At 65.1% G+C, this 7,131-nt stretch carries 8 protein-coding genes, 1 tRNA gene and 1 riboswitch; all 9 genes read left to right on the top strand.

The window, feature by feature from the left end; translation table 11 throughout:
* Positions 1-250 precede the first annotated feature (250 nt).
* Positions 251-351: riboswitch (ZMP/ZTP riboswitch) on the bottom strand.
* A 180-nt stretch (positions 352-531) separates the two neighbouring features.
* A complete protein-coding gene (locus BSE24067_RS23710; protein ID WP_151064507.1) occupies positions 532-1,278 on the top strand; it encodes an SDR family NAD(P)-dependent oxidoreductase in 747 nt (248 codons plus the stop codon).
* Positions 1,279-1,378: 100 nt separating this feature from the next.
* Positions 1,379-1,864, top strand: a complete 486-nt coding sequence (gene ybgC / locus BSE24067_RS23705) for a tol-pal system-associated acyl-CoA thioesterase (protein ID WP_151064506.1) — start codon at positions 1,379-1,381, stop codon at positions 1,862-1,864.
* A 143-nt stretch (positions 1,865-2,007) separates the two neighbouring features.
* Complete coding sequence (gene tolQ / locus BSE24067_RS23700; protein ID WP_034182824.1) at positions 2,008-2,685, top strand: protein TolQ; 678 nt, start codon at positions 2,008-2,010, stop codon at positions 2,683-2,685.
* Positions 2,686-2,695: 10 nt separating this feature from the next.
* Positions 2,696-3,145 carry a protein TolR gene (gene tolR, locus BSE24067_RS23695; RefSeq protein ID WP_151064505.1) on the top strand — a complete coding sequence of 150 codons (450 nt, stop codon included), beginning with the start codon at positions 2,696-2,698 and terminating at the stop codon, positions 3,143-3,145.
* Positions 3,142-4,209, top strand: coding sequence for a cell envelope integrity protein TolA (gene tolA, locus BSE24067_RS23690; protein WP_151064504.1), 1,068 nt, complete (start codon positions 3,142-3,144; stop codon positions 4,207-4,209). The genes tolR and tolA overlap by 4 nt, the downstream gene beginning before the upstream one ends.
* Before the next feature lie 108 nt (positions 4,210-4,317).
* Positions 4,318-5,613: a Tol-Pal system beta propeller repeat protein TolB gene (gene tolB / locus BSE24067_RS23685; RefSeq protein ID WP_151064503.1), complete on the top strand. Its 1,296-nt coding sequence runs from the start codon at positions 4,318-4,320 to the stop codon at positions 5,611-5,613.
* Positions 5,614-5,630: 17 nt separating this feature from the next.
* The gene (gene pal / locus BSE24067_RS23680) at positions 5,631-6,140 is read left to right on the top strand and encodes a peptidoglycan-associated lipoprotein Pal (protein WP_040143492.1); all 510 of its coding nucleotides are present in this window, start codon (positions 5,631-5,633) and stop codon (positions 6,138-6,140) included.
* 19 nt (positions 6,141-6,159) lie between these two features.
* On the top strand, positions 6,160-6,909 hold the full coding sequence (ybgF, locus tag BSE24067_RS23675) for a tol-pal system protein YbgF (RefSeq protein WP_151064502.1): 750 nt from the start codon (positions 6,160-6,162) through the stop codon (positions 6,907-6,909).
* Between the two features lie 58 nt (positions 6,910-6,967).
* Positions 6,968-7,043 (top strand) — tRNA-Lys (locus tag BSE24067_RS23670).
* The last annotated feature ends 88 nt before the right edge of the window (positions 7,044-7,131 follow it).

Genomic DNA, 7,131 nt, shown 5'->3' with positions numbered 1-7,131 from the left:
TTTTCCGACGCGATCAGCTCGATGTGATCTTCCTGGCGGCGGTTTTCCTGCTCGATCGCTGCAAAAAGTTCGGGATCAACGTTCGCGATGGTGCTTTGGGCTCTGTCAAACATACGGTTTCCGTTAAGTGTGTACAGGTTGACCGGTGCGGCCGAGTACATTGCGCTGCTGGCGGAACCAGCTCGACATGGCGGAAGAATCCGTATGACGCGAGACAGGACAGCCACCGGCGATGCACGCAACGGCGCACAACGGCTGCCCAGGCGAACGGCAAAAACGGCGCCCCGCGCTTCACGGTGGGATGCTCCACCTTGAACCCGAAGGGTTCTATCGCCAGTCACGCAGGGGTGATGAGCGCGTTAGTTTATTGGATGCGCCATGAATAGGCAACCGCACGGCAGGGGTGCCGACACAATAAGGGCCAGGTTATATGCGCCGCTTCCGGCGCGCGTCGGCGCCTTGCCGCGGTGCGGCAATCTCAGTAGGCTTGCGGGATACTATCGGCCACTTTATTACCGACCAGGAGCAGCAATGATCGTGTTCGTCACAGGCGCGTCCGCCGGCTTCGGCGCCGCCATCGCCCGTGCCTTTGTCAACGGCGGCCACCGCGTCGTCGCCACCGCGCGCCGCAAGGATCGTCTCGATGCGCTCGCGGCCGAACTCGGCGACGCGCTGCTGCCGCTCGAGCTCGACGTGCGCGACCGCGCAGCCGTCGAAGCCGTGCCGGCCGCTCTTCCCGCCGAATTCGCGGCGCTCGACGTGCTCGTCAACAACGCCGGCCTCGCGTTGGGGGTCGAGCCGGCCCAGAAGGCGAGCCTCGACGAGTGGCAAACCATGATCGACACGAACTGCTCGGGCCTCGTGACCGTCACGCACACGTTGCTGCCGGGGATGATCGAGCGCGGCCGCGGCCACATCTTCAATCTCGGTTCGGTGGCGGGCACCTATCCGTATCCTGGCGGGAACGTCTACGGTGCAACCAAGGCTTTCGTCAGACAATTCAGCCTGAACCTGCGCGCGGACCTGATCGGCACGCCGGTGCGCGTAACCGATATCGAGCCGGGCCTGTGCGGCGGCACGGAATTCTCGAACGTGCGCTACCGCGGCGACGACGCGAAGGCCGCGAACGTGTACCAGAACGTCCAGCCGCTCACGGCCGAGGACATCGCCGACACGATCTACTGGATCGCGACGCGCCCCGCGCACGTCAACATCAATACGATCGAGATGATGCCGGTCGCCCAGGCGCCGGCCGGCCTCGCCATCCATCGCGGCTGACACCGCCGCACGCCTGCCGCAGGTCCGCCCTGCGGCGGGCGATGGCGTACTACATTCCGTTACGAATCGGTTACGAATCCGGCCCCGGCCTTCCGGTAGAATGCGCGCCATGACTCAGCCTACCCGCTCCCCGGACGCGCCCTCCGGCTTTACCTGGCCGGTTCGCGTGTACTACGAGGATACCGATGCAGGCGGCATCGTCTTCTATGCGAACTACCTGAAATTCTTCGAGCGCGCCCGCACTGAATGGCTGCGCGCGTGCGGCATCGACCAGCGTCGCCTTGCCGACGACACGGGCGCGATCTTCATCGTGCGCAGCACGTCGCTCGACTACCGCGCGCCGGCGCGACTCGACGACGCGCTGACGATCACGAGCCGGCCCGGACGTATCGGCCGCGCATCGGTGGAGTTCACGCAGGAAGCGTGGCGAGGCGACACGCTGCTCGTCGCCGGACACATCCGGATCGGTTGCGTGGACCAAACGGGCATCCGGCCCGCGGCGATCCCGCCGGCCGTACTCGATGCGCTGCAACGCGGGCCCGTCATCGGCGCCGGGCAGACTGTATTGTCAACGAAGCTCCAATGAGCACCGTTTAGACAAAGCCTATGAACTTGCCTTGCTGAATCGATACTAAGCAAGGTTCGGCGCCAGGCCTCGCCGCCGCGCCGCGCCGCACGCATGCCGTGCGCGCTCGCCGGGCACCCCGAAGGGACGTTACTCAAACCTCTATGAACACTTCTCAAGACCTGTCGATCATTTCCCTCGTCCTCAACGCGAGCGTGCTCGCCCAGGCCGTGATGGGGCTGCTGTTGCTGCTGTCGCTGATGTCGTGGACCTTCATCTTCCGCAAGTGGTTTGCAATCCGCCGCGCCCGCGCGCAAACCGAACGCTTCGAAAGGGATTTCTGGTCCGGCGGCGACCTGCAGGCGCTGTATCAAAGCGCGGCCAACAACCGCCACACGATCGGCGCGCTCGAGCGCATCTTCGAATCAGGGATGCGCGAGTTCCTGAAGGCGAAGGAAAAGCGCCTCAGCGACCCGGGCCTCGTGCTCGACGGTGCGCGTCGCGCGATGCGCGCGTCGTTCCAGCGTGAAATGGACGTGCTGGAAGCGAACCTCGCGTTCCTCGCATCGGTCGGCTCGGTCAGCCCGTACATCGGTCTGTTCGGCACCGTCTGGGGGATCATGAATTCGTTCCGCGGTCTCGCGAACGTGCAGCAGGCGACGCTCGCGAACGTCGCACCGGGCATCGCCGAGGCGCTCGTCGCCACCGCGATCGGCCTGTTCGCCGCGATTCCGGCCGTGGTTGCGTACAACCGCTACGCGCACGACATCGACCGCCTCGCGATCCGCTTCGAGACCTTCATCGAAGAGTTCTCGAACATCCTGCAGCGTCAGGCCCAGTAAGGAGCGCGTCATGGCAGGAAGTCCCATTCGATCGAGCATGCGAGGCGGCCGTTCGCGCCGCGCGATGGCGGACATCAACGTCGTGCCGTACATCGACGTGATGCTCGTGCTGCTCGTGATCTTCATGGTCACGGCACCGCTCGTCGCGCCGTCGATCATCAATCTGCCGACCGTCGGCAACGCCGCGCCTCAGGAACAGACGCCGCCCGTCGTCGTCAACGTCAAGGCCGACCGCACGATGAGCGTCAAGTACAAGAGCGACTCCGGCGCGACGCAGGAAGAGACGATGACCAAGGCCGAGCTCGACAGCTTCATCTCGGCCCGGCAGGCCGACCATCCCGACCAGCCGGTCGTGATCGCGGCCGACAAGACCGTGCAGTACGATGCGGTCATGACCGTGATGTCGGATCTGAAGGCGCGCGGCGTCAAGCGCGTCGGCCTCCTCGTCAAATCGCAATGAACCGGCAGCAATCCACGCGCGGCAACGCCTACCCGCCTCAGCCCCCTCGCGAGCGGGGCACCTGGCGCGCGTTCGCGCTCGCCGCGCTGATGCACGTGCTGCTCGCGCTGTTCCTCTATCACGGCGTGCAGTGGCAGAACAGCACGCCGGCCGGCGCCGAAGCCGAACTCTGGACCGAGGTGCCCGACGTTCCTGCGCCGCGCCCCGTGGTCACGCCCACACCGCCCGCGAAAGTCGCACCGCCCGCGCCCCCGGTCCGGGACGAACAGGCGGACATCGCGCTGCAGCAGAAGAAGCGCCAGCAGGAAGCGGCCGCGCGCGAAGCGCTGCTCGAGCAGCAGCGCCGCGCGCAGCAGCTCAAGCAGCAGGAAGAGGAAGCCCGCCGCGCGCAACTCGCGGCGCAGCAGGCGGCCGCGCTCGCCGCGGAAAAGGCCGCCGAACGCGAAAAGCAGAAGCAGGCAGCGAAACTGAAACAACAGCAACTCGCCGAGCAGCAAAAGCTCGAACAGCAGAAGCTCGAGCAACAAAAGCTGCAACAGCAGAAACAGGCGCAGCTCGAAGCACAGCAGGCAGCAAAGGCCAAGGCGGACGCCGCCGCGAAAGCGAAGGCGGAAGCGCAGGCGAAGGCAAAGGCCGAAGCGGCCGCGCGCGCGAAGGCCGATGCGGCAGCGAAGGCGAAGCTCGACCGGGAACGGAATGCGCGCCTCGCCCAGATGCAGGGCCTCGCGGGTGCCGGCGAAGGCGGCGGCCAGGGCCTCGCGAAAAGCGGCACCGGCACGGGTTCCGGCGGCACCGCCGCATCGCCCGGCTATGCCGACAAGGTGCGCCGCCGCGTGAAGCCGAACATCGTCTGGGGTGGCGAGCGCGCGGGGCTCACGACGATCGTCAAGATCCGCTGCACGCCTTCGGGCGACCTGCTGAGCGTCTCGGTCTCGCGACCGAGCGGCAATTCGGGGTGGGATCAGGCGGTGGTCAATGCGATCCAGGCGTCGGTTCCGTTACCGCCCGATACTGACGGTCATACGCCGTCGAGTATTACGATTACCTTCAAGGCGGCGGAGTGAGCGCAAATGCGCTTACACTCCGTGCGTCGCTGCCGGACGGGAACGAATCGGGTATTTTTACTGTCTCTGCGGTTGCGCAGCGATCCAAGTCACATGGGAAGCAGAAGCATGAGTTTGATGACGAAACTAGGTTTCAGGGCACTCGTGGCCTCGTGTCTGATTGCGGCCGGCGGCGCCGCTAACGCGCAGGTCAACGTGCTGATCACCGGCGTCGGTTCGACCCAGTTCCCCATCGCCACCGCGAACTTCGCGAACGAGGCAGGCCTGCCGCAACAGGTCACGTCGATCGTCCGCGCAGACCTCGCCCGCAGCGGCAAATTCACCAACATCGACGCGGGCAGCACGCCCGTGCCCGAGACCGCCTCGGTCGATCTCGGTGCGTGGAAGGCCAAGGGCGCGAACGCGTTCGTCGCCGGCAGCGTGAACCGCGAAGCGAACGGCCAGTACAAGGTGAACTTCATCCTGTACGACACCGTGAAGCAGCAAAGCCTCGGCGGCCTGTCGCTGACGGCCACCGACACCACGCTGCGCACGGCCGGCCACAAGATCGCCGACTACATCTACCAGAAGCTGCTCGGCGTGCGCGGCGTGTTCGCCACGCGGCTGTCGTACGTGATCAAGACGGGCAACCGCTACCAGTTGCAGATTTCGGATTCGGACGGCCAGAACGCACGCATCGCGCTGTCGAGCACCGAGCCGATCATCTCGCCGGCGTGGTCGCCGAGCGGGACGAAGGTCGCATACGTGTCGTTCGAGCGCAAGAAGCCGATCGTCTACATCCATGATCTGCCGACCGGCCGCCGCTACATGGTCTCCGACCAGAAGGGCAACAACAGCGCGCCGGCGTGGTCGCCGGACAGCGATACGCTGGCCGTCGCACTGTCGCTGACGGGCAATACGCAAATCTATTCGGTCAATGCAAACGGCGGCGGCCTGCGCCGGCTCACGCAGAGCAGCTCGATCGATACCGAGCCGTTCTACTCGCCGGACGGCCGCTGGATCTACTTCACGAGCGATCGCGGCGGCGCGCCGCAGATCTACCGGATGCCCGCGCAAGGCGAAAGCGCCGGCGCGGCACAACGCGTAACCTTCACCGGCAGCTACAACACCAGCCCGCGTGTCAGCCCGGACGGCAAGCTGCTGGCCTACATCTCCCGCACGGGTGGGGGGTTCAAGCTGTACGTTCAGGATCTGCAAACCGGCGCGGCGAACGCCATCACGAACACCAATCGCGACGAATCGCCGAGCTTCGCGGCAAACGGCCAGTACATTCTGTACGCTACCCAGTCGGGTGGTCGCAACGTGCTGGCAGCAGTGCCCTCCGACGGCAGCGCGCCGCCGCAGATCCTGTCCGTCCAGGGCGGCTCCGTTCGTGAGCCGTCGTGGGGGCCCTTCATGCAATGACCACAAGGAGATTAACCATGATGTCGAATAAAGCTCGTCTGGCCCTGGCCGTAATGATGATCGGCGCGCTCGCAGCGTGTAAGTCGGGCGTGAAGCTCGACGACAAGGCCAACGCGGGTGCGATGAGCACGCAACCGAGCGCCGACAACGTCGCGCAAGTGAACGTCGATCCGCTGAACGATCCGAACAGCCCGCTCGCGAAGCGCAGCATCTACTTCGATTTCGACAGCTATTCGGTGAAGGACGAGTACCAGCCGCTGCTGCAGCAACACGCTCAGTACCTGAAGAGCCACCCGCAGCGCCACGTGCTGATCCAGGGCAACACCGACGAACGCGGCACGAGCGAGTACAACCTCGCGCTCGGCCAGAAGCGTGCGGAAGCCGTCCGCCGCGCGATGGCGCTGCTCGGCGTGAACGACTCGCAGATGGAAGCCGTGAGCCTCGGCAAGGAAAAGCCGCAAGCAACGGGTCACGACGAAGCATCGTGGGCGCAGAACCGTCGCGCCGACCTCGTCTACCAACAGTAAGTAACGGAAGAATTGCCGTATGACGCACCGTGTATCCTGGCTGCGCGTGGCCGCAGCATTTTGCGTCGCCGGCGCGGCGTGGTCGGCCGCGCCGGCGCACGCCGGCATGTTCGACGACAACGAGGCGCGCCGCGCCGTGCTCGATCTGCGCAGCAAGAGCGACAACCTGTCCAGCCAGTTGTCGGCAGCCCAGCGTACGATCCTTGATCAATCCGGCCGTATCGATCAGCTGAACCAGCAGGTCGCGACGCTGCGCGGGGAGAACGAGGACCTGACGAACCGGCTGACGACGCTCGAGCGGCAGCAGAAGGAGTACTACCAGGATCTCGACACGCGGCTCAAGAAGTTCGAGCCGCAACAGGCGACGATCGATGGTGTCGAAGGCACCGTCCAGCCCGGTGAAACGGATGCGCTCAGCGCGGCACAGCAGCAATTCCGCAACGGCAACTTCAAGGCGGCCGCGGCGTCGTTCCGCAGCTTCATCGCGAAGTATCCGCAGAGCCCGTATCAGCCGACCGCGCAATACTGGCTCGGCAATGCGCAATACGCGCTGCGCGACTACCGCGGCTCGACTGCGACTTGGCAGGCGATCGTGAGCAAGTATCCGCAGCATCCGCGCGCGGCCGACGCGCTCGTCGCGATCGGGACGAACCAGCTCGAGCAAGGCCAGAAGGCGGCCGCGAAGAAGACGTTCGAGCAGGTCGTGTCGCAGTACGCCGGCTCGAACGCGGCGCAGACGGCGCAGGGCAAGATCGAGAGCATCAAATAAATTATCGTGACGGGTCGTTGACAGTCTCGCAACCCGCCGCTATAATCTTTTGCTCTTTGGGTCGTTAGCTCAGTTGGTAGAGCAGCGGACTTTTAATCCGTTGGTCGCGTGTTCGAGTCACGCACGGCCTACCAAGATGTAAAGAAGGGGCTTCCGGGAAACCGGAAGCCCCTTTTTCATTTCCGCGGCTCGCCGCACATGAATGTGTGCGCATGCGAGCTC

Origin of the sequence: Burkholderia latens (genome assembly GCF_902499045.1) — a bacterium.
GTDB lineage: Bacteria > Pseudomonadota > Gammaproteobacteria > Burkholderiales > Burkholderiaceae > Burkholderia > Burkholderia latens.
This window is presented reverse-complemented; position numbering and strand designations above follow the sequence as displayed.